Here is a 20,184-nt window from a genome sequence, read left to right as displayed (position 1 = left end):
GCCGGTGCCGGACATGCCGGTGACGAGGATCCGCGGCACGGGTCAGGCGATGCCCTCGTCCGGGCGGCGGTGGTAGCTGTCGACGTACTCCTGCTGGGACAGCTCGCGGATCGCGGCCATCACCTCGTCGGTGACCCGGCGGCGGGCGCGCAGGTTGCGTTCGGTGATCTGGGCGAAGTCCATCGGCTCGCCGAAGCGGATGGAGACCTTCGCGTAGCGCGGGATCTTGCCGCCGCGGGGCATCAGCTTCTCCGTGCCGGTCAGCGCCACCGGGACGACCGCCGCGCCGGTCGTCAGCGCCAGCACCGCGACGCCGGTGTGCCCGCGGTAGAGCCGGCCGTCGAGCGAGCGCGTGCCCTCGGGGTAGATCGCGAACACGCCACCGTTGTTCAGCACGTTCTGCCCTGCGTTGAGCGCCGCGAGGCCGGCGTGCGCGTTGCCCCGCTCGACCGGGATGAAGCCGAGCGCGTCGACGAACGCCGCCATCAGCCGGCCGCGCACGCCGCGCGAGGTGAAGTACTCCGCCTTGCCCAGGAAGCGCACCGGCCGGCGCACGACCAGCGAGATCACCGCGGTGTCGAGCACGGCACGGTGGTTCGCGGCGATGATCACCGGCCCCTCGGTGGGCACGTTCTCGAGGCCCTCGACGCGGGGCCGGTAGACGAGCCGCGCGAGCGGCGCCAGGACGTGGCGAACGAACTGGTTCAGCAAGGCCCTCTCCCCGATCTCGCAAAAACGGCCCCAGCATAGGCTGCCCGATGTGGACACCGACCTCGCCCGCCTGCTCGAGCCATGGCCGGCGGCGGACCGCGACGAGCAGGCGTTCCCGTTCGTCACCGTCGACGAGGCCGGCTACCCGCACGTGATGCTGCTGAGCACGGCCGAGCTGCTGCCCGCGGGCGGCGAGCTGCTGGTCGCGATCGCCTCCGTGACGGCGCGGGCGAACCTCGCGCGCACCGGCACGGCCACGCTGGTCGCCGCGGACGGCACCGCCGCGCACTATGCGAAGCTGCGCGTCCGGGCGACCGCCGAGCACTCCGGGTTCGCCGTCCTCACCTGCGAGGTCGTCTGGCACAAGCGCGACTCGCTCGGCATCCCCTTGCACCCCATGGAGTTCCGGGCGACGGCGGAGGTCGCGGACGGCGAGCGCTGGACCGTCACCCGGGCGGCCCTGCTGGCCCGCCGAGAAGGTGCCCGATGACCGAGCTTCGCCTCGCCCACACCGCGCAGCTGGTCGGCGCCGAGCGCCGTGCCGCCCGCGCGCTGCTGGACGTCGCGTTCGACGGGAACATGTCCGATCAGGACTGGGAGCATGCGAAAGGCGGCATGCACGCGCTCGTCTGGGACGGTCAGCGGCTGATCGCGCACGGGTCGGTGGTCCAGCGCCGGCTCCTGCACGGCGGCCGGGCCCTGCGCGCCGGCTACGTCGAGGGCGTCGGCGTGCACCCGGACCGCCGGGGCGAGGGCCACGCCGGCCAGGTCATGGCCGCGCTGGAAGCGATCATCCGGCGCGGGTACGACCTGGGCGCGCTGAGCTCGTCGGAGATGGCGATCGGCTTCTACACCGCACGCGGCTGGCAGCCGTGGCGCGGTACGTCCGCGGTGCTGGCGCCCGAGGGGCTGCGGCGCACTCCGGAGGACGACGACGGGATCTTCGTGCTGCCCGTGGAGGTGCCGCTCGACCTCGGCGGCGAGCTCGCCTGCGACTGGCGGGACGGGGACGTCTGGTAGCTCACGCGCGCCGGTCGTCGTCCTCGGACGGCACCGCGCGGCTCTGTTCCTGCAGGTCGGCGGAGTCGGCCTCGACGTCGGCACTGGGCACGTCGTCGTTCTCGGCGGCCTCGTCGAGAGCCCGCTGCTGTTCCAGCACGTCCGCGTCGTCGGCGCCGAAGTCCCTGGTCATGTCAGGCCTCACCCGACCACTGCAGGAGCGCCACGGTCATGGTCAGCGCGCGGCGCACGGTCTCCAGGCCGGTCAGCTGGTCGAGCTGGCGCACGGCGAGGTCCAGCTGGAACTCGGCGTCCTCCGGAGAGCCGTTGAGATCGGCGAGCAGCGCCCGGATGGTGGCCCGCACCTGCGGTTCGAGCTCGTCGATCGACACGGGGTCGTTCGTGGCGTCGCGGAGGTCGACGGCGAAGGCGGGACGCTCCTCGGGGTCCACGGACTGCCGCACGGCGGTGGCACCGACCTGGATCAGCTCGGCCACGACTTCGCGAACGTACGCCTTGAGCTCCTGGTCACCCTGGTCGACCACCGTCTCCAAGGCGTCGGTCAGCCCGTCCGAGTCACTGTCGAGTACACAGTGGACGAGACGGTGGGCGGTCACCTGGGCCGTCGAGCCGTCGCTGCGCATCGGTCGTGCTCTCCTTCCGTGCGGTCGCGGTGTGGATGCCCGCGCATGCTGCGGTCGAAACCGTATGGGTCGGACGCGGTCACCGACAGCGCCGTTAGTCGGGTGTCGTGCCGGGTCCGACGCAAGCGGCGCCGGTACCGATCCATGATTTTTTCGACGCTTCGCCAGGTGCAAGTTTCGTCCTGGCCGGTGGGGGGCACTCACTGTCAGTAGTCCCGGTCCCATCACCGGACGAGAGGTGCAAACCGTGGATACCAACAGCTATCTGACGTTCTTGCTGCTGGGTACCCTGCTCGTGCTCGTCGACGGCCAGGTCATCTACCGTAACGGCCGCCGGTTCCTCCAGCAGTTCGCACCGAACGCGTCCGCGGAATCGCTGACCAGACTCGTGACGGTGCTGTTCCACTTCGCGACGCTGGGCGTGCTGGCCCTGATCTCGACGATCGACGTGCCTGCCGACACGCCGGTCGAGGGCATCGTCGTGCGGCTGGGCGTCGTGCTGATCATCATCGGCATCGCCCACTGGATCGCCGTGGTCGCGCTGGGCAAGATCCGCGACCGTCAGGAGTTCGACGAGTTCGCCCACGAGCGGGAGGCCCGCCGGATCGCGCACGAGGCAGCGACCGCCGCCACCGTCACGCCGCATGTGGCGGAGCCGGCCGAGAGCGCGGCGTACGTGGACAGCCCGACCGCTCGGGCTCGCGCGCGTGCCTACGTCGACAGCCCGTCGGCGACCGTCCGCCAGCAGCCGTACCGGCCGTAGTCCACACGTTCGCGGGCAGCCGTTCCCGGCGACTCAGAACAGCGCGCTGACCGACTCTCCATTGTGGATCCGGCGCATCGCCTCGGCGAGTGCCGGCGCGATGGAGAGGACGGTCAGCTTCGCGTGCCGCTCCCCGATCGGCACCGTGTTGGTGCAGACGATCTCGAGGACGTCGGGCTGCTCGCCGATGCGCTTGAGGGCGCCCGCGGCGAACAGCCCGTGTGTGCAGGCGACGCGGATCGAGCGCACGTCGTGCTCGCGCAGCCGGTCGAGGAGTTCGAGGACCGTGCTCCCGCGGGCGATCTCGTCGTCGAGGACGATCACGTCCCGGGCGGTCACGTCGCCGATGATCGAGCTGATCGTGACCTTGTCGTCGGCGAACCGCTGCTTCGCCCCCGCGGCCACCGGCACGTCCAGCAGGCGCGCGAAGTGCGAGGCCACCTTGGCGTTGCCCAGGTCCGGTGACACGACGACGGTGTCGGACAGGTCGTAGCTGCGGAAGTAGGCGGACAGCTCGCGCAGCGCGTGCAGGTGGTCGACCGGAACGCTGAAGAACCCGTGCACCTGCGGCGAGTGCAGGGTCATCGCGAGCACGCGGCTCGCCCCGGCCGCCACGAGCAGGTCCGCGACGAGCCGCCCGCCGATGGAGATGCGCGGTGCGTCCTTCTTGTCCGATCGCGCGTAGGCGTAGTGCGGCATGACCACGGTGGTGCGCGCCGCGGAGGCCCCACGCGCGGCGTCGAGCATCAGCAGCAGCTCGACGAGGTTCTCCTGCACGGGGACTACGAGCGGCTGGATGAGGAAGACGTCCCGCTCGCGGCAGTTGGCCTGCAGCTGCACCTCGAGGCAGTCGTTGGCGAACCGCGTGACGCGCACCGGCTCCAGCGGCACCTCGAGGTGCTCGCAGATCTCCGCAGCCAGCTCCGGATGCGCACTACCGCCGAACACCGCGATCTCCCGCACCCGCCGCTCCCCTGCTCGACCACCCGCCGAGCGAATGCTAGCCAGCGCCGGTGGGCGGTCGTTCAGAAGGAGGTCGGTATCGCGGGGTGGCGCTGGACCAGCAGCGCGCTCCGCACGACGAGCTCCTTGTACAGCGCGGCCGGGCGGCCCGTGAGCACTGCCTCCCTCGGGGAGTCGTCCGCGTGCACGAACTGGATCAGGCCGTCCCGGCGGCCCAGGCTGATGCACTGGTTCACGAACCGGAACCGCATCGGGCGCGGTTCGCGGCCGGCGGCACGGGCGGCGATCGCGCGGACCGCGGCCTGGGCGATCGGCAGGCCCGTCGCGCACGCCATGCGCAGCTCCTGGTCGCCCACGTGCACCGAGGCCGCGTCGCCGACGCCGTAGACGTCCGGGTGGGACACCGAGCGCATCGTCTCGTCGACCAGCATGCGGCCGTGCTCGTCGACCGCCAGGCCGGCCTCGCGGGCCAGCGCCGGCACGGTGAAGCCCGTGGTCCACACGACGACGTCCGACGGCATGTGCTCGCCGCCGGCCAGGACGACGCCGTCCGCGCGGACCTCGGTCACCTGCACCGAGTCCCGGACCTCGATGCCCAGCCGCTTGAACGTGGACCGCAGGTACGCCCGGCCGCGCGTGGACAGCCGCGAGCCGAAGGCGTCCCCGGTCAGCAGCCGCACCTTCAGCTCGGGGTAGGACTCGGCGAGCTCGGTCGACGCCTCGATGCCGGTCAGCCCGCCGCCGACGACGGTCACCGTGCCGCCGTCGGACAACCTGGCACGCAGCCGCGAGGCCTGCTCGGCGCCGGTCACCGGGTGCGCGTGTGCCGCCACCCCCGGCACGGACTCCAGATCGGGTCCGCTGCCCAGCGCGTAGATCAGGGTGTCGTAGTGGATCGGCTCGCCGGACTCGAGAATCACCGCGTGCGCCGAGGTGTCGATCGACCTCACCCGGTCCACCACGAGCCGCGCGCCGCTCTTGCGCAGCAGGTCGGCGAGTTTGTGCTCGCGCAGCTCCTGGCCGGCGGCGAGCTGGTGCAGCCGCACCCGCTCGACGAACCGGTCCCGCTCGTTCACCACCGTCACCTCGGCGTCCAGCCGGCGGGCGGCGAGATTCGCCGCCAGCTGCCCCGAGTAGCCGGCGCCCAGCACCACGATGTGGGTCATGACGTTCTCCCTCCTGTCGTGAACTGGACTGGGCAGCCGCTCGAGACGTGACAGCGCGCCGGGGCGACGCGCGTCACACGCGGTACGGTCGGAGCGGAATACCAAGGAGGGACACGACATGCGAGTCGTCACCGACACCGCCCGCTGCGTCGGCTCCGGGAACTGCGTGCTCACCGAGCCCGCCGTGTTCGACCAGAACGACGACGACGGCACGGTCGTGGTGCTCGTCGAGCACGTCGAGGGCGAGCAGCTGACGGCCGTCGAGGAGGCCGTCGACATGTGCCCGAGCCAGGCGATCTCCCTCGAGGCGGAGTAACCCTCAGCGCCGGAGGTCGGACCGCGTGAGCGGCCGGCCCGGCAGCGGTACCGCGTCGCGCGCCCGCAGGCCGTCGAGCATGATCCCCAGCACCCGGCCCGGCGCCAGTTCGGCCGCCTCCGCTGCCAGGTCGTGCGTCTGGTGCACGACCGACACGAACAGCACGGCGAGGTCCCCCAGCCCGACGTCCGTGCGCAGCGAGCCCTCCTCCTGCGCCCGGCGCACGACCTCGTCCAGCACGTCGAACGCCTCGCGGCGGTAGCGTTCGGTCTCCTCGTCGTCCCGGACCATCGCCGCGACCGCGGCCCGGTGGGCGTGCAGCCGCATCGACAGTCGCAGCTGCGCGGACTGGCGGATGATCCGCACGAGCGCGTCCCACGCCGTCGGCTCCTCGTCGAGCGCGGCCCGGATGTCCTCCGCGATCGTCCGGACGTTGTCCCGGAACACCGCGCGGATCAGCGCCTCGCGGTCGGGAAACCGCCGGTACAGCGTGCCGACGCCGACCTCGGCCTCCCGCGCGATCTCGTCCATCGGCACCGTGAGCCCGCGCGCGGCGAAGATCTCCTTGGCCGCTCGCAGGATCTGGTCGCGGTTGCGGCGCGCGTCGGACCGCAGCGGCGCCTCCGACGTCATGCCGTTCATCGCGTGATTATCCCATCCCCCGGAACTGGACGATCCGCGTCCGCATGACTACGGTCGGAAGCAACCGGACGAATTCCTTCCACATCGGTCACAAGGGACAACGCATGACAGAGCCGGACTTCCCGCCACCCCGCGGTTGCCCGTTCGAGGCAACCGACGGCCACCTCGCCCGCCGCGAGACCGGCCCGCTGACCAAGGTCATGCTGCGCACCGGCGACGAGGCGTGGATCGCGACACGGCACGCGGACGTGCGAGCGCTGCTGACCGACCCGAAGTTCAGCGCCAACCGGCTCGACCCCAACTTCCCGGTGATCGTCGGGCGCCGGCTGCAGCGGCAGGACTCGCCGCGCTCGCTGCTGTCGATGGACCCGCCGGAGCACGGTCCCGCGCGGCGCGCGGTGCTCGGCGAGTTCACCGTCCGGCGCCTCGCGGCGTTGCGGCCGCGGATCCAGCAGATCGTCGACGAGCACGTCGACGCGATGCTCGCCGGACCGCGGCCCGCCGATCTCGTCGCGGCGCTCGCGTTGCCCGTGCCGTCGCTCGTGATCTGCGAGCTGCTGGGCGTGCCCTACCCCGACCACGACTACTTCCAGGCGCGCACGAAGACGCTGCTGAACCGCAAGGCCACCAAGGAGCAGGCGATCGCCGCGAGCGACGAGCTGCGGTCCTATATGGACGATCTGGTGACGCGCAAGGAGGCCGACCCCGGCGACGACCTGATCGGCCGGCAGATCCGGCAGCGCCGCGCCGACGGCACCGCGGACCACGACGCACTCACCAGCCTCGCGCTGCTCCTGCTGATCGCGGGCCACGAGACGACCGCGAACATGATCTCGCTCGGCACGGTCGCCCTGTTACAGCGACCGGACCAGCTCGCGGAGCTCCGCGCGGATCCGGCGAAGACGCCGCACGCGGTCGAGGAGCTGTTGCGCCACCTGACGATCGTCGAGTGGGTGACCTCGCGGGTGGCGGTGGCGGACACGGAGGTGGGCGGCGTGCCGGTGAAGGCGGGCGAAGGCGTGGTGACCATGAACCTGGCCGCCAACCACGACCCGGACGTCTTCCCCGAACCGGCGCGGGTGGACCTGAGCCGGGGCGCACGCAACCACATCGCGTTCGGCTTCGGCGCGCACCAGTGCCTCGGCCAGAATCTGGCGCGACTCGAGCTGCAAGTCGTGTTCGACACGCTGTTCGCCCGCATCCCGACGCTGCGCGTGGCCGTGCCGATCGACGAGCTGCCGGTGAAGGACGACGCGACCGTCTACGGCCTGCACGAGCTCCCGGTGACCTGGGACGCGGCCGCCTAGCATGGCGCCATGTCGCTGGAACTCTTTGCAGGCCTGCCCGTCGCCGACTTCACGGCGGCGCTTTCCTGGTACGAGATTCTGCTCGGCAAGCCGTCGATGTTCCCGCACGACACCGAGGCCGTGTGGCAGTTGGCCGACCATCGGATGGTCTACATCGTGCAGCGGCCGGAGCACGCGGGGCACGGGCTCGTCACGGTGATCGTCGACGACCTCGACTCACGGGTAGCCGCGATCGCGGAACACGGCATCGAACCGGCCGGCGAGGAGAACTACGGCAACGGCGTGCGCAAGATCACCTACCACGACCCGGACGGCAACGAGATCGCGTTCGGCAGCGTCCCGGGTTAGAAGCGGACGATCGTCCGGCCGCCCTGGCCGAAGTGCTCGAACGCTTCGTTCACCCCGTTCAGGTCCGTGGTGTCCGTGGTGAGCGCGGCGAGGTCGACCCGCCCGGCGGCGACCTCGCCCAGCAGCCGCGGCACGTCGACGTCGGGATCGGACGAGCCGTAGACGCAGCCGTGCAGCGTACGGCCGAACCAGTAGAGCTCGAGCGCGTTGAACTCGACCGGGCTGGTCCGGCTGCCGACGCCGATCACCGTGACCGTGCCGCCCCGGCGGCTGCTCCCCCATGACGCGCGGATGGTCGCCGGCAGGCCGACGCAGTCGAAGGCGTGGTCGGCGCCGCGGCCGCCGGTGCTCGCGCGGACGGCCTTGCTGGTCTTGTCGTCGGCGACGATGAACTCCGTGGCCCCGTGTACGGCGGCGAGTTCGGCCTTCGACGCGCTGACGTCGACGCCGATGATCGGGTCCGCGCCGGCCGAGCGGGCCGCCTGCAGGACCGAGAGCCCGATGCCGCCGAGCCCGATCACGACCACCGACTGTCCCGCGCGGACCCGGGCGGTGTTGTGCACCGCGCCGTTGCCGGTCAGCACCGCGCAGCCGAGCACGGCGGCCTGCTCGAGCGGGATGTCGCCGGGGATGGGCACGACGCCCTCCTGCGGCACGATCGTCTCCTCCGCGAACGCGCCGGTGCCGAGGCCCGGGTAGACCGGGGTGCCGTCGGCGAGCGTCGCGTACGGGTGGGTGGCGCGTTCCTCGGCGTGCACGCACAGCCAGGGCTCGCCCTGCTCGCAGAACCAGCATTCGCGGCACGCGGGCGCCCAGTTCAGCACCACGGGGTCGCCCTCCTTGACCCGGTCGACGCCCTCCCCGACCGCCACGACCGTGCCGGCGCCCTCGTGGCCGAGCACGGCCGGCATGTTGAGCGCGAGGGTGCCGTTGGCGAGCGAGAGGTCGGAGTGGCACACGCCGGCGGCTGCGACGCGCACGCGGACCTGGCCGGGGCCGGGGTCACCGAGCTCGATGTCGCGTACCTCGAGCGGCTCGCCCTGCCGCATCAGCACCGCTGCCTTCACCATGTCGTCCTCCCCAGTCCGTTCCCCGCCCCGGGTCCATCGGTATTGAGGCTAGGGGTTCCCGCGGACCGGCAGGCGGTGTCGTGCGCCACGTGCCCTTGACCTCGACCATACTGGAGGTTCGCGACGTGGCCGAATGAGGCTGGTGCAGGCCGATCGGTTCGGGCCGCCGGACGTCCTCGTGGTCCGGACGTCACCGGACCCTGCGCCGGCTCCGGCCGATGCGTTGGTCGAGGGTGGCGGTCGCGCCGGTGCTACTGCTCGCCTTCGTGGCCGTCGTCGGTGGGCAAGGTCGACCTCGTCCCCGCCCGCCAGGCCGATTGCGATGCGACGCTAGGCCGCGTCGTGGAAGACCAGGCCCAGGGTGTGGCGGCGGCCGGAGCGGATGACCGAGACGCCGTGGCGCATCGGGGCCGTCGACCAGCCGCGGGCGGAGCGGACCGGGCGGTCGCGGGTGGTGAAGACCAGGCCGTGGCCCTGCGGGATCAGCGTCGCGATGCCGCGGGACTGGGCGCGTGGGCGTTGCTCCACCATCAGGAACTCGCCGCCCGTGTGATCCTCGCCCGGGACGTTCAGGTTGATCACCACCTGCAGCGGGAAAACCTTGTCCCCGTACAGATCCCGGTGCAGCGCGTTCCAGTCGCCCTCCGTGTAGCGCAGGAGGATCGGCGTCGGCTTCGTCTGGCCGGCCGCGTGACACTCGTCGAGCCACTCCGCGAGGGTGTCCGGCCACGTCGCCGGCCAGCGCAGCTTCTCCGCCCAGTCGCGGGCGATCGGCACCAGTGACGGGTACAGCGCGGCCCGCAACGAGGAGACGAGCTGTGGGAACGGAGTCGTGAAGTACCGGTACTGGCCCCGCCCGAAGCGGTAGCGCTCCATGTCGATGGTCGCGCGGAAGCGGGACGGGTCGTCGTACAGCGACGCGATCGACGCGCACTCGCGCGCGGTCAGCAGGCGCGGCAAGAGCGCGCACCCGTTCGTGTTCAGCTCCGCCGTCACGGCTTCCCAGTCGATGTTCAGCTTCACGCCGCCTCCAACGTCAGCAGGGTCCGCTTCGCCGCTTCGCCACCCGCGTACCGGCCCATCGAGCCGTTCGAGAGCACCACCCGGTGGCACGGCACCACGATCGGCACCGGGTTCAGCGCGCACGCGGTGCCCACCGCCCGCACCGCACGCGGGCTCCCCGCCGCGGCGGCCACCTCGGCGTAGCTCTCCGTGCGGCCGTAGGCGATGTCGGGCAGGTGGTCCAGCACGGCCCGCCGGAAACCGGTCGCCAGCCGCAGGTCCAGCGGCACGTCGAAGGATCGCCGCGTCCCGGCGAAGTACTCGTCGAGCTGCCGCGCCACCGAGTCGAGCCGGCCGGGCGCGTGCAGGATCCGCGGGCTCACCTTGTCCGCCAGCGCGGAGAGGGCCTCGGGAACCGGCCCGTACGCGACCCGCACCAGGCCGGCCGGGGTGGCGGCCAGCAGCAGCGTGCCGACCGGCGTGTCGACGGTCCGGTACGCGACGTCGAGCAGGCCCTCGCGCTCGGCGCCGGCCACCAGCCGGTCGTGCAGGTGTGCCGGCACGGACGCGGGTGCCGGTGGGAACAACTCAGTCATCGTCCTCTCCCCTCGGGTACGTCGTGCGCAGCCGCTTGATGCCGTCGGCCGCGGCGCGCCGGGCGGCGTCGGTGCTGCCGCCGGTGATGGCCGCGACCTCCTGGTACGGCAGGCCGGCGAGGTGGTGGTAGGCCACCGCCTCGCGCTGCTTGCGGGGCAGCGCCGCGAGCGCGTCCCACAGGTCGCCGTCCCAGTCCTCCGGCCGGCCCGCACGGGACGGCCGGTCCGGCACGCGGCCCACCGCGACGGGCCGCCGGGCGGTCGCCCGGTGTACGTCGATGGCCTTGCGGTGCGCGATGGTGACCAGCCAGGCCTCCACGTTGGCGTCCACCGGCAGGCCCGGGTAGGCGCGCAACGCGGACAGGAACGTCTCCGACCACGCGTCGTCGGCGTCCGCGGCGCCGAGCAGCGCCCGGCACACGCGCAGCACCATCGGCCCGTACTCGGCGACGATCTGCTCGAAAGGTCTCACACCACGTAGACGCCCCGGTCCCACGAAACGTGAGACTGCCATGCCGGCGGAAAGCGGTCAGGACGACGGGACCGACCTGCCGCGGCAGGTGCGCGGCCGGCCGTACCACTCGGGCATGCCGCGGCTCGGGATCCGCGGCCCCTGTCCGGGCTGTACGTCCACATTGGCCCCCGCACACGCGGTCCCAGCCGCTCCCTGGCTACCTCGTCGAGGGGTTGTGGCCACTCCGCCGGGCTCGCGTGTGGCTACGTGCGGGGCTCGGCGGGCAGGCCGAGGCCGCCGGCGATGAGCAGCTCCTGGCCGGTGCGCTCGCCGGACAGCAGCGGGATGGCGCCGGCGATCGCCGCCCTCGTCTCCGGAAGCGCCAGCGACGCGTCGTGGTGGGCCTTGCTCCGCCACACCTCGTACACCCACACCGTGTCCGGGTCCGATTCCGCGTGTCCCACCACGTACAGCTCACAGCCCGCCGAGCGCAGCCCGTTCTCGCCGCGGAGGAGGATCTTCACCAGGTCGTCGCGGTGGCCCGGCTTCGTGCCCATGGTCGCCAGATATCCGTATCGCACGCGGGCAGCCTGCCAGGCCGCGCGCGACCGCCATTGGACGGACGCGACACGGCCGACGTGCCACAGAAATCATGCGCACGATTCACGATTTCGATCACCGAAATTCCATCCGGCGCCAATTCACAATGCGTCGTCGAACAACGCCAGCTGGATGTCGCGCGCCTCGGTGAAGTGACTGACGGCACACTTCTCCGCGCCGTCGCTGTCCCGCGCCTCGATCGCGTCGACAATTGCGTGATGCTGCTCGTTTGAGCGTTCCCAGCGCCCCGGCGATTCGAGCGTGCTCGCCGGGTACCGCACCAGATGCAGGTCCAGCCGCTCGAGCAGGTCGATCAGCGACGTATTGTGACTGGCCCGCCACACCGCGGTGTGGAACTGCCGGTTGGCCCGGACCATCGCGTCCACGTCATCCGTGCTCGAGACCTCCAGCCGACCCATTGCCCGGCGCAACAGGATCAAGTCGTGCGAGTTGCGCCGCTCCGCGGCCATCCGAGCCGCCGTGCCCTCCAGCGCGATCCGCGTCTCGTAGATGTCCAGGACCTCTTCGGGACTGCGTTCCCGCACGACAAGACCCCGGTCGTTGCGTTCGACCAGCCCGTCGTGCTGCAGCTTCGACAACGCCTCCCGAATCGGCGTGCGGCTCACCTCGCACCATTCCGCCAGGACCGACTCCACCAGTTGCTGCCCCGGTATCAGCTCGCCCGCGCGAATGGCTTCCTTCAGTCGCTGGTACGGCGTGATCTTGTTGACCGGTTCTGGCAAACGTGCGGCGGAACGGCCGGATCTCGCGTTGGCCATCACCCGATCTCCCCATTCCCCAGTTTTCGCTACCCACCGACGGTGAGTCACCCAGTACGGGCATTGTTTGCCTATTTCCGCAAGTCGTCAATGTGTCTGTTCACCGACCGTACGCCCCGAACCAGCGGAAGTGGTCCATACGGGGGCCTGTGTCTATCGGAACACCGACCGACGGTAGACGTGGGCCCCCGGTAGCGTCCGAACGAGCGGCATCAGACAGCTGTATCCGGCAATAGGAGGAACCATGACCCGGATCGCGTTCGTCGGGCTCGGCACCATGGGACTGCCGATGGCGACGAACCTCGTGCGCGCCGGACACGAGGTCAGCGGGTTCAACCGCAGCCCCGGCCGGACGGCCACGTTCGCCGGGTCCGGCGGCACCGCGGCGGGCTCGGTGGCCGAGGCGGTGCGCGGCGCCGAGGTCGTGTTCACGATGCTGCCCGACTCCCCCGACGTCGAGGCGGTCGTGCTCGGCGACGACGGCGTGCTCGCCACGGCCGCCACGGGCACGCTGCTCGTCGACATGAGCACGATCGCGCCAGCGACCGCGCGGACCGTCGCCGAACATGCCGCGAACGCCGGCCTGCGCGCGCTCGACGCACCGGTCAGCGGCGGCGAGCAGGGCGCGGTGGACGGCAAGCTGTCGATCATGGTCGGCGGCGCGGAGGCGGACTTCGAGGCCGCGCTGCCGCTGCTGCGGGCGTTGGGCACGACGATCGTGCACGTCGGTCGGGCCGGCGCCGGTCAGACGGTGAAGGCGGCGAACCAGCTGCTCACAGCCGGCCACCTGGGGCTGCTCGCCGAGGCGGTGGTGTTCCTCGCCGCGCACGGCGTCGACCTCGCGTCGGCCATGGAGGTGATCGGGGGCGGGCTCGCCGGCAGCACGATCCTCGACCGCAAGTCGCCCGCCATGCTCGGCCGCGACTTCACCCCGAGCTTCCGGATCGACCTGCACCACAAGGACCTCGGCATCCTGCTCGAGTCGGCCCGCTCGGCCGGCGTGGTGATCCCGCTCGGCGCGACCATGGCGCAGCTGATGGCCGCCGCGAAGGCGCAGGGGCACGGCGGCCTCGACCACTCGGCCGTGCTGCTCGTCATAGAGCAGCTCGCCGGCCGCTCATGAAGACTGGGTGACGGACGAGCACACCCGGCGAAGGGAACACCATGCAGACTCGCCGCATCGGGGACGTGCAGGTCAGCGCGATCGGTCTCGGTGGCATGCAGATGTCGATCGAGGGCCGCCCCGACGAGAAGCGCTCGGTCGCGACCGTGCACGCGGCGCTGGACGCGGGCGTGACCCTGATCGACACCGCCGACGCCTACCACTGGCACGCGGGCGAGGTCGGCCACAACGAGTCGCTCATCGCGCGGGCGCTCGCGAGCTACGGCGGCGACACCTCCGAGGTCCTCGTCGCCACCAAGGGCGGCCACCTGCGGCCCGGCGACGGCTCGTGGACGCTCGACGGCTCACCGGAGCACCTCAAGCAGGCGTGCGACGCGTCGCTCAAGCGGCTCGGCGTGGAGGCGATCGGCCTGTACCAGTTCCACCGACCGGACCCGAAGGTCGACTACGCGGACTCGATCGGCGCCATCCGCGACCTGCTCGACGCCGGCAAGATCCGCATGGCCGGCATCTCGAACGCCGACCCGGACCGGATCCGGCTCGCGAACGACATCCTGGGCGGGCGGCTGGTGAGCGTGCAGAACGAGTTCTCGCCGCGGTTTCGCGAAAGCGAGCCCGAGCTCGACCTGTGCACCGGGATGGGCATCGCGTTCCTGCCGTGGGGGCCGCTCGCGGGCGCCTCGCACGCGGCCGAGCTCGGGTCCATGTTCCGCCCGTTCGCGCAGGTCGCGGACGCGCACGGGGCCAGCCCGCAGCAGGTGTGCCTCGCGTGGATGCTGGCGAAGTCGCCGGTGGTGATCCCGATCCCGGGCTCGTCGCGGCCGGAGACGATCCTCGACTCGGTCAAGGCGACAGACCTCTCGCTGTCGGCCGATGAGATCACCATGCTCGACACCGCGGGACACTAGCTCTGCAAGACTCGTCCGGTGGAGTTCGGGCTCCTGGGGCCGGTGGTAGCCCGGCACAACGGAACGTCGGTACCGGCCGGCAGCGGACGTGAACGGTTCGTGCTGGCCACGTTGCTGCTCAACGCGGGGCGGCTGACCTCGCTGGACCGGCTGGTCGACGCGCTGTGGGACGACCCGCCCAGCACGGCCCGCGCGCAGCTGCACAACCTGATCAGCAACGTGCGGCGCCGGCTGCGTGCCTACGACACCGACGGCCTGATCCTCACCCGCGCGACCGGGTACGAGCTGCGGCTCGGCGACCACCGGCTCGACGTGCTCCGCTTCCGCGAGCTGGTGGCGGCCGGCCGGGACGCCACGGCGGCGGGCGACCCGGCGTCGGCCGCGGACCTGTTCGCGGAAGCGCTCGCGCTGTGGCGCGGCCCGGCGCTCGCGGACGTCGCCGACGAGCTCGCCGGGCCGATCCGGCAGGTGCTGCACGGCGAGCGGCTGACGGCGGCCGAGGCGCGGCTGGACGCGCAGTTCGCGCTCGAGCGGTACGACGACGTGCTCCGCGACGTCGAGCCGCTGCTCGCCGAGCACCCGTACCGCGAGCGGCTGCACGAGCTGCGCATGTCCGCGCTGGCCGCGTCCGGCCGCCGGGCCGAGGCGCTCGGCGCGTACCGCGACCTGTACCGGCGGCTGGCCGACGAGCTGGGCGTGGAACCCGGCCCGCCGCTGCGCCGGCTCGAGCAGCGGATCCTGCGTGGCGAGAGCGTGACCGCGGCGGGCCCGCCGGTGCCGCGCCAGCTGCCGGCGCCGACGTCGGTGCTGACCGGGCGGGACAAGCTGATCGGCGAGATCTGCGCGGAGCTGACCCGCGACGACGACGCGGCCGGGCTGGTCCGCGTGCTCGTCGGGCCGGGCGGGGTGGGCAAGACGACGCTCGCGCTCGCGGCGGCGCAGCGGCTCGCGGCGGAGTTCCCGGACGGCCAGCTCTACGCGGACCTGCGTGGCACGCACGACCCGCCGGCCGACCCGCACACGGTGCTGGGCCGGCTGCTGCGCACGCTCGGCGTGGACGGCCCGAGCCTGCCCGACGACCCGGACGAGCGGGCCGGGCTGTACCGCAGCCTGCTCGCGCAGCGGCGAATGCTGGTGGTGCTCGACGACGCGGCCGGTGAGGAGCAGGTGCGGCCACTGTTGCCGGCGTCTACGGGCTCGCGGGCGCTGGTCACGTCGCGCCGCCAGCTCGGCGCGCTGGTCGGCGCGGCCCGGTGGTCGGTGCCGGTGCTTGCGGACGAGGACGCGGTGGCGTTGCTCGCGGCGGTGATCGGCGCGGACCGGGCGTCGGCGGAGCCCGACGCGGCCGCGGAGGTCGTGGAGCTGTGCGGAAACCTGCCGCTCGCCGTGTGCGTCGCGGCGGCGCGGCTGTCCGTCCATCCGGAGTGGACACTCGAGGACTTCCGGCGGCGGCTGGCGCAGCAGTGGGGCCGGCTGGACGAGCTCGCGGTCGGCGACCTGAACGTGCGCGCCAGCATCGAGCTGAGCTACCAGGCGTTGGCCGAGCCGCACCGGACGTTGTTGCGCCGGCTCGGGCTGGTGCGCGCGACGAACTGGCCGGCGTGGGTGGCGCGGGAGGTGCTCGGCGGGCCGGCGGAGCGGCTGCTGGACCAGCTCGTCGAGGTGCACCTGGTCGAGGCGGCCGGGCGCGACGCGGTGGGCCAGTCGCGGTACCGGCTGCACGGGCTGGTGCGGGACTTCGCCGCGGAGCGCGCGTCGGTGGAGGACGCCGACGCGGAGCGCGCGGCCGCCGTGTCGCGGATGCTGTCCGGTTGGCTCGCGCTCGCCGGGGAGGCCGACCAGCGGGCGGCACACCACACGACGTACAGCGCCGACCTGGCCGCGGTAGCCGGCCGGATGCCGTCGGAGGCGGCGAGCACGCAACCGCGGAAGTGGCTGGAGACGGAGCGCCACAACCTGGCGACGGCGATCGAGCAGGCGGCGGCCGAGGGGCACGCGGAGCCGGCGGGCGAGCTGGCGCTGCGGGTGTCGGGGTTCCTGACGCTGCGCGCGTACGACGACGAGCGGGAGCAGGCGCTGCGGGTGGCGGCCGAGGCGTTGCGGGCGCACGGGCCGGAACCGTTGCTGCTCAAGGTGTTGCAGGCGTTGTTCGCGGTGTACGCGCAGCTGGGCCGGGCGGCCGAGATGGCGTCGGTGGCCGCCGAGGCGCTGCGCCTGGCGCGCGAGATGGACGACCACACCCGGTTCCTGCGGGCGCTGCTGCACGCGGGCCTCGCGATGCGCCGGGCGGGCCGGCTGGCGGAGGCGGCGGCCATGTTCGACGAGGGACTGGCGGCGGCGACGGAGTCGGACCGGGTGCTGGCTCCGCTGCTGGTGAACCGGGCGGAGACCGATCGCGACCGGGGCAGGCCGTCGCCGGAGCTGGTCGAGCGCGCCCTCACGATCCGCCGCAGCGGCGACAACCGCCGGGCGACCGCGCAGAACCTGATCATCTACGCGTACACGCTGATCGACGCGGCGCGCCTCGACGACGCCGCCGCGGCACTGGACGAGGCCGCCGAGATCACCCGCGAGCTGGGCGACGACCTGCACGCGGCGTACGTGGAGCAGACCCGTGCGGACATCGACATCCGCCGCGGCCGCTGGTCGTCCGCGACGGCCCGGCTCGACCACGCGCAGCCGGAGTTCGAGGCGATGCGCAACCGCGACGGGATCGCGGAGTCGCTGCGAGCGCGCGGGGACCTGGCGATGGCACGCGGAGCGGCCGCCGCGGCCGTGTCTTCGCTGACCGCGTCGCTCGCGGTGTGGCGGCAGCTGCGATCCCCGCTGGAGGAGGCGCGGTTGCTGGCCCGCCTGGCGATCGTCCACGCGCGACTGGGCGCGGACGCGGAGGCGGCGGCGTGCCGCTCCGCGTACCGCGCGATCCTGTCCGACCTCGCCCTGGACGAGGCCTGCCTGCACCTGCCGCCGCTCTGGTCCCCCCCGCCCTGACGTCAGGTCGTCCGCGCCGCCGAGCGACGTCTGAGGTACGCGACGACGAAACAGGCGAGCACCGAGCCGGTGAGCACGAGCGCCCCGTTGAACCCGCCGGCCACCATGACGTAGTCCGCGGCCGCGTGGCCAGGCGGCAGCGGGCGCCGCACCTGGTCGGCGACCTGGTCGACGAGCCGTTGCCGGGCGACGAGCTCGCCGGCGACGAGCAGCACGATCGCCGCCGCGGTCGCGGTGACGACCACGCGGCGGCGCAGGCGGAACCGGCCCGCGCCCGCGACCATGCCGACGGCGATGGCGACGGCGGCGAGCAGGATCATGGGGTGCCAGCCGAGATCGTCGGTGCGGCCGGCCAGCTCCGGGCGCAGGTGCCCCGGGTCGACGGTCGGCGGCGTGCCGGTGGCCAGGTCGAGCCCGGTGTACGTGGTTTCCCCACCCTGGCCGGTGCGGCCGTAGCCGCCGGGCGTTCCGCAGGAAACGGCGAGGAAGCCGAAGAGGAAGCAGATCAGCGCCAGGCCGAGCGCGGACGGCGTCAGCAGCCGTGACGCGGCCAGCCGCCGATTCGCTCGCTCGCGTACCTCCGCCATGGCGACACAGGGTGCCATCGGGCGGGTCCGGTCGTGGCCGGAATCGACGAGAGACCGCCCCTCACGCGCGGGCGTAGCGACCGGCGAGCCGGTGCAGCAGTACGCGCAGCTCGGGCGGCGAGTCGACGGTGAAGTCCATGCCGAGCATGCCGACGTACGCGGCGATCGTGTCGAGCGAGTCGGCGCCGGTGACCAGAACCGACCTGGTCTCGGTCACCGCCTCGACGACGCCGACCGCCGGGTTGATCCGGTCGATCACGGCCTGCGCCGGCGCGTCGATCCGCAGCCGGGCGTGCACGTTCCACCCGCTGCTCGCGACGCGGCGCATGGTGAACGCCGTGTAGTCGCCGCCGGGCAGCGGCGTCGGGGTGAAGCGGCGGTGGGTGCGCATGCGCGGCACGATCCGGTCGGCGCGGTGGATGTCCCACTCGCCGGTCGCGGGGTCGCGCGCGACGAGGTACCAGCGCCGCTGCCAGGCGAGCAGGCGGTACGGCTCCACCAGCAGCGGCGGGTCCGCGGAGTCGCGGTAGTCGAAACGGAGCCACTCGACGTCGTGGACGGCGGCGGCGATCGTCCGCAGGACGGCCGGGTCGACCTCGGGGTCGGGCGCGTCCGTGCCGGTGTTCTCCGGGGCGTGCTCGACGACCGACGCGACGGCCTCCACCGTGGGCCGCAGCCGGGGCGGCAGCACCTGTTCCAGCTTCGCGAGCGCGCGGGCGCTGGACGCCTCCAGCCCGCTGACGCCACGCCCGGCGCGCAGCCCGATCGCGACGGCGACCGCCTCCTCGTCGTCGAGCAGCAACGGAGGCAGCTTCCCCCCGGCGCCGAGCCGGTAGCCGCCGACCGCTCCGCGCGTGGCCTCGACCGGGTAGTCGAGGCCACGCAGCCGCTCGATGTCGTTGCGGATCGTGCGGGTGGTGACGCCGAGCCGCGCGGCGAGCTCGGTGCCGTTCCACAACGGGCGGGACTGCAGCAGCGACAGCAGGGCGAGCAGTCGCGCGGGCGTGTCGGACATGCCGCGAATCCTCTCCGCTCAATAGGAACCAAACGTTCCTATAGGCACCGTAGCGTTCCGGTCATGACGAACACAGACACCACCATCCGCCCCTTCACCGTCGACATCCCGCAGGCAGACCTGGACGACCTGATGACCCGCCTCGAGCGCACCCGGCTGCCGCGGCCCGCGCCCGGCGACAGCTGGGAGCACGGCACGCCGAACCACTACCTGCGCGAGGCCGTCGAGGCGTGGCGCGCGTTCGACTGGCGTGCCGCGGAGACGCGCATCAACGCCCACCCGCACTTCATGACCGAGATCGACGGGCAGCCGCTGCACTTCGTCCACGCCGAGTCGCCGCACGCCGGGGCGACGCCGCTGCTGCTCCTCCACACCTACCCGGGTTCGTCCGTGGACTACCTCGACATGATCGACCGGCTCACCGACCCGGTCGCGTACGGCGGGCGCGCCGAGGACGCGTTCCACGTCGTGGTACCGGACGCGCCCGGCTTCGGCTTCTCCAACCCGGTGCCGGAAACCGGCTGGAACGCCGCCCGCGTCGCGCGTGCCTACGACACGCTCATGCGCCGCCTCGGCTACGAGAGATACGGCGCGCACGGTTCCGACAACGGCGCCGTGGTGGCCCGCGAGCTCGGGCTGCTGGCGCCGGAGGGCTTCCTCGGGCTGCACGTGCTGCAGCTGTTCTCGTTCCCGTCCGGCGATCCGGCGGAGTTCGAGCGCCTCGACCCGGCGGACTACGCGGGCCTGGAACACCTCAAGTGGTTCCAGAAGGTCGGCGGCTACAACACGATGAACGCCAGCCGCCCGCAGACGATCGCGGCCGCGCTGAGCGACTCGCCGGTCGGGCTGCTCGCCTACGGCGAGCTGTTCAACTCCTTCGGCAACGGCACGTCGCTGGTCCCGCTGGAGACGATCATCCTGGAGGTGACCGTCACGTGGTTCACCAACGCCGCCGCCGGCATGTCCCGCGCCTACTACGACAACGCGCCGACGGACGACCCCACGCCGGTCAACGCCGCCCCGACCGGCGTCGCCGTCTTCGCCGACGACTTCCGGACCATCAAGGCGTTCGCGGACCGGGACAACTCGAACATCGTGCACTGGAGCCATTTCGACACCGGCGGCCACTTCGCGGCCCTCGAGGTGCCCGACCTCGTGGCCGGTGACATCCGCGCCTTCTTCGGCAACCTCCGTTGACTG

Annotated in this window: 24 protein-coding genes; 10 read left to right on the top strand and 14 right to left on the bottom strand. The window is 72.5% G+C overall.

Annotated features, from left to right (window positions below; genetic code table 11):
• Nucleotides 1-42 precede the first annotated feature (42 nt).
• A complete protein-coding gene (locus tag VH969_RS24995) occupies nt 43-711 on the bottom strand; it encodes a lysophospholipid acyltransferase family protein (protein ID WP_331978369.1) in 669 nt (222 codons plus the stop codon).
• Nucleotides 712-760: 49 nt separating this feature from the next.
• On the opposite strand from VH969_RS24995, the gene VH969_RS24990 reads away from it, so the two are divergent.
• Nucleotides 761-1,201 carry a hypothetical protein gene (locus VH969_RS24990; RefSeq protein WP_331978367.1) on the top strand — a complete coding sequence of 147 codons (441 nt, stop codon included), beginning with the start codon at nt 761-763 and terminating at the stop codon, nt 1,199-1,201.
• Nucleotides 1,198-1,731 (top strand): GNAT family N-acetyltransferase, encoded by a 534-nt coding sequence (locus VH969_RS24985; protein ID WP_331978365.1) that lies wholly within the window; start codon nt 1,198-1,200, stop codon nt 1,729-1,731. The genes VH969_RS24990 and VH969_RS24985 overlap by 4 nt, the downstream gene beginning before the upstream one ends.
• A gap of 1 nt (nt 1,732) precedes the next feature.
• On the opposite strand, the gene VH969_RS24980 is transcribed toward VH969_RS24985, so the two are convergent.
• Both VH969_RS24980 and VH969_RS24975 read right to left on the bottom strand, forming a co-directional pair.
• The gene (locus VH969_RS24980) at nt 1,733-1,903 is read right to left on the bottom strand and encodes a hypothetical protein (protein ID WP_331978363.1); all 171 of its coding nucleotides are present in this window, start codon (nt 1,901-1,903) and stop codon (nt 1,733-1,735) included.
• Between the two features lies 1 nt (nt 1,904).
• Nucleotides 1,905-2,354, bottom strand: coding sequence for a hypothetical protein (locus tag VH969_RS24975; protein WP_331978361.1), 450 nt, complete (start codon nt 2,352-2,354; stop codon nt 1,905-1,907).
• A gap of 247 nt (nt 2,355-2,601) precedes the next feature.
• On the opposite strand from VH969_RS24975, the gene VH969_RS24970 reads away from it, so the two are divergent.
• Nucleotides 2,602-3,117 carry a hypothetical protein gene (locus VH969_RS24970; protein ID WP_331978359.1) on the top strand — a complete coding sequence of 172 codons (516 nt, stop codon included), beginning with the start codon at nt 2,602-2,604 and terminating at the stop codon, nt 3,115-3,117.
• 33 nt (nt 3,118-3,150) lie between these two features.
• On the opposite strand, the gene VH969_RS24965 is transcribed toward VH969_RS24970, so the two are convergent.
• Together VH969_RS24965 and VH969_RS24960 are read right to left on the bottom strand one after the other, a co-directional pair.
• Nucleotides 3,151-4,080 carry a ribose-phosphate diphosphokinase gene (locus VH969_RS24965; protein WP_331978357.1) on the bottom strand — a complete coding sequence of 310 codons (930 nt, stop codon included), beginning with the start codon at nt 4,078-4,080 and terminating at the stop codon, nt 3,151-3,153.
• Between the two features lie 62 nt (nt 4,081-4,142).
• Complete coding sequence (locus tag VH969_RS24960; protein WP_331978355.1) at nt 4,143-5,246, bottom strand: NAD(P)/FAD-dependent oxidoreductase; 1,104 nt, start codon at nt 5,244-5,246, stop codon at nt 4,143-4,145.
• Between the two features lie 118 nt (nt 5,247-5,364).
• On the opposite strand from VH969_RS24960, the gene VH969_RS24955 reads away from it, so the two are divergent.
• The gene (locus VH969_RS24955) at nt 5,365-5,562 is read left to right on the top strand and encodes a ferredoxin (protein ID WP_331978353.1); all 198 of its coding nucleotides are present in this window, start codon (nt 5,365-5,367) and stop codon (nt 5,560-5,562) included.
• 3 nt (nt 5,563-5,565) lie between these two features.
• Here VH969_RS24955 and VH969_RS24950 read toward each other — a convergent pair whose 3' ends face one another.
• A complete protein-coding gene (locus VH969_RS24950; RefSeq protein ID WP_414638615.1) occupies nt 5,566-6,204 on the bottom strand; it encodes a TetR/AcrR family transcriptional regulator in 639 nt (212 codons plus the stop codon).
• Nucleotides 6,205-6,308: 104 nt separating this feature from the next.
• Here VH969_RS24950 and VH969_RS24945 point away from each other — a divergent pair, with 104 nt between their 5' ends.
• Both VH969_RS24945 and VH969_RS24940 read left to right on the top strand, forming a co-directional pair.
• Nucleotides 6,309-7,511 (top strand): cytochrome P450, encoded by a 1,203-nt coding sequence (locus VH969_RS24945; RefSeq protein WP_331978351.1) that lies wholly within the window; start codon nt 6,309-6,311, stop codon nt 7,509-7,511.
• Nucleotides 7,512-7,520: 9 nt separating this feature from the next.
• Nucleotides 7,521-7,859 (top strand): VOC family protein, encoded by a 339-nt coding sequence (locus VH969_RS24940; protein WP_331978349.1) that lies wholly within the window; start codon nt 7,521-7,523, stop codon nt 7,857-7,859.
• Here the strand turns inward: VH969_RS24940 and VH969_RS24935 are convergent.
• From VH969_RS24935 to VH969_RS24910, 6 genes are all read right to left on the bottom strand, one after another.
• On the bottom strand, nt 7,856-8,929 hold the full coding sequence (locus VH969_RS24935; protein WP_331978347.1) for a Zn-dependent alcohol dehydrogenase: 1,074 nt from the start codon (nt 8,927-8,929) through the stop codon (nt 7,856-7,858). The two genes, VH969_RS24940 and VH969_RS24935, sit on opposite strands and share 4 nt — an antisense overlap.
• 330 nt (nt 8,930-9,259) lie before the next feature.
• Nucleotides 9,260-9,952, bottom strand: a complete 693-nt coding sequence (locus VH969_RS24930; protein WP_331978345.1) for a 2OG-Fe(II) oxygenase — start codon at nt 9,950-9,952, stop codon at nt 9,260-9,262.
• Nucleotides 9,949-10,527, bottom strand: a complete 579-nt coding sequence (locus tag VH969_RS24925) for a methylated-DNA--[protein]-cysteine S-methyltransferase (RefSeq protein WP_331978343.1) — start codon at nt 10,525-10,527, stop codon at nt 9,949-9,951. Before VH969_RS24925 ends, VH969_RS24930 begins: the two co-directional genes overlap by 4 nt.
• Nucleotides 10,520-10,999, bottom strand: coding sequence for an RNA polymerase sigma factor (locus tag VH969_RS24920; RefSeq protein WP_331978341.1), 480 nt, complete (start codon nt 10,997-10,999; stop codon nt 10,520-10,522). The genes VH969_RS24925 and VH969_RS24920 overlap by 8 nt, the downstream gene beginning before the upstream one ends.
• 245 nt (nt 11,000-11,244) lie before the next feature.
• Nucleotides 11,245-11,562, bottom strand: coding sequence for a putative quinol monooxygenase (locus tag VH969_RS24915; protein WP_331978339.1), 318 nt, complete (start codon nt 11,560-11,562; stop codon nt 11,245-11,247).
• 120 nt (nt 11,563-11,682) lie between these two features.
• A complete protein-coding gene (locus tag VH969_RS24910; protein WP_331978395.1) occupies nt 11,683-12,360 on the bottom strand; it encodes a GntR family transcriptional regulator in 678 nt (225 codons plus the stop codon).
• A 244-nt stretch (nt 12,361-12,604) separates the two neighbouring features.
• Here VH969_RS24910 and VH969_RS24905 point away from each other — a divergent pair, with 244 nt between their 5' ends.
• From VH969_RS24905 to VH969_RS24895, 3 genes are read left to right on the top strand one after another with little or no spacing between them, the layout of a single operon-like run.
• Nucleotides 12,605-13,483: a 2-hydroxy-3-oxopropionate reductase gene (locus VH969_RS24905; protein ID WP_331978338.1), complete on the top strand. Its 879-nt coding sequence runs from the start codon at nt 12,605-12,607 to the stop codon at nt 13,481-13,483.
• Between the two features lie 41 nt (nt 13,484-13,524).
• Nucleotides 13,525-14,391 (top strand): aldo/keto reductase, encoded by an 867-nt coding sequence (locus VH969_RS24900; RefSeq protein WP_331978337.1) that lies wholly within the window; start codon nt 13,525-13,527, stop codon nt 14,389-14,391.
• An 18-nt stretch (nt 14,392-14,409) separates the two neighbouring features.
• Complete coding sequence (locus tag VH969_RS24895; protein WP_331978336.1) at nt 14,410-17,382, top strand: AfsR/SARP family transcriptional regulator; 2,973 nt, start codon at nt 14,410-14,412, stop codon at nt 17,380-17,382.
• Between the two features lie 2 nt (nt 17,383-17,384).
• Here VH969_RS24895 and VH969_RS24890 read toward each other — a convergent pair whose 3' ends face one another.
• Together VH969_RS24890 and VH969_RS24885 are read right to left on the bottom strand one after the other, a co-directional pair.
• The gene (locus VH969_RS24890; protein WP_331978335.1) at nt 17,385-17,969 is read right to left on the bottom strand and encodes a hypothetical protein; all 585 of its coding nucleotides are present in this window, start codon (nt 17,967-17,969) and stop codon (nt 17,385-17,387) included.
• Nucleotides 17,970-18,030: 61 nt separating this feature from the next.
• A complete protein-coding gene (locus tag VH969_RS24885) occupies nt 18,031-18,984 on the bottom strand; it encodes a helix-turn-helix transcriptional regulator (RefSeq protein ID WP_331978334.1) in 954 nt (317 codons plus the stop codon).
• Between the two features lie 63 nt (nt 18,985-19,047).
• Here VH969_RS24885 and VH969_RS24880 point away from each other — a divergent pair, with 63 nt between their 5' ends.
• Nucleotides 19,048-20,181, top strand: a complete 1,134-nt coding sequence (locus VH969_RS24880) for an epoxide hydrolase family protein (protein WP_331978332.1) — start codon at nt 19,048-19,050, stop codon at nt 20,179-20,181.
• Nucleotides 20,182-20,184: the final 3 nt, after the last annotated feature.

The sequence above is a fragment of the Actinophytocola sp. genome (genome assembly GCF_036555685.1).
In the GTDB taxonomy this organism is placed as follows: domain Bacteria; phylum Actinomycetota; class Actinomycetes; order Mycobacteriales; family Pseudonocardiaceae; genus Actinophytocola.
This window is presented reverse-complemented; position numbering and strand designations above follow the sequence as displayed.